We start from the raw sequence: 1,078 nt of genomic DNA on the forward strand, positions 1-1,078 counted from the left end.
AATCCCGCCGCTTCGGTGTCCAGCTTAGCCCCGTGTATTGTCGGCGCATGTCCACTCGACCAGTGAGCTGTTACGCACTCTTTGAATGCATGGCTGCTTCTAAGCCAACATCCTGGTTGTCTGGGCGGACGCACATCCTTTGCCACTCGGCTGGAACTTGGGGACCTTAGCGGGCGGTCCGGGCTGTTTCCCTCTCGAGCACACAGCTTAGCCCACATGCTCTGACTGCCGCGCTCTGGGCCGCCGGCATTCGGAGTTCGGTTGGATTCGGTAGGCGGCGAAGCCCCCTCGTCCATCCGGTGCTCTACCTCCGGCGGTGAACGCGCGACGCTAGCCCTAAAGCTATTTCGGGGAGAACGAGATATCTCCGGGTTTGATTGGCCTTTCACCCCTATCCGCAGGTCATCGCCGCCGTTTTCAACCGACGTGCGTTCGGCCCTCCACGGGGTCTTACCCCCGCTTCAGCCTGCCCACGGATAGCTCACCCGGCTTCGCGTCCGCGGCGCGGGACTCAAGTCGCCCTGTTAAGGCTCGCTTTCGCTCCGGCTCCCTTTCGGTTAACCTCGCCCCGCGCCAGCGACTCGCTGGCTCATTCTACAAAAGGCACGCCGTCACACCCAATGGGTGCTCCGACTGCTCGTGGGCGCACGGTTTCAGGTACTGTTTCACTCCCCTCCCGGGGTGCTTTTCACCTTTCCCTCACGGTACTGGTGCGCTATCGGTCACAGGGTAGTACTCAGGCTTGGATGGTGGTCCACCCAGGTTCGGACCGGGTTTCACGTGCCCGGCCCTACTCAGGGACCGCGTCGCGCCGTCCGGTCTGGGTTCGCGTACGGGGCTGTCACCCGCTGCGGCCGGCCCTCCCATGCCGTTCCGCTCCCCAGCCGGACCTGCGCCCGGGGGCGGCAGCCCCCGGATGCGCGGCCCTGCAACCCCGCCGGCGGAACCCCTGCCGGGTACGCCCGCTCGACGGTTTGGCCATCGGTCCCCTTTCGCTCGCCGCTACTCGGGGAGTCTCGAGATTGATTTCCTCTCCTCCGGGTACTTAGATGTTTCAGTTCCCCGGGTTGTCCTCCCC

General features: G+C 64.7%; 1 rRNA gene. It reads right to left on the minus strand.

The window, feature by feature from the left end:
* Positions 1-1,078, minus strand: a 23S ribosomal RNA gene (locus ACTQ1S_RS09320); the annotation flags it as partial.

Origin of the sequence: Collinsella sp. LCP21S3_D3 (assembly GCF_052118305.1) — a bacterium.
Classification (GTDB): Bacteria; Actinomycetota; Coriobacteriia; order Coriobacteriales; family Coriobacteriaceae; genus Collinsella.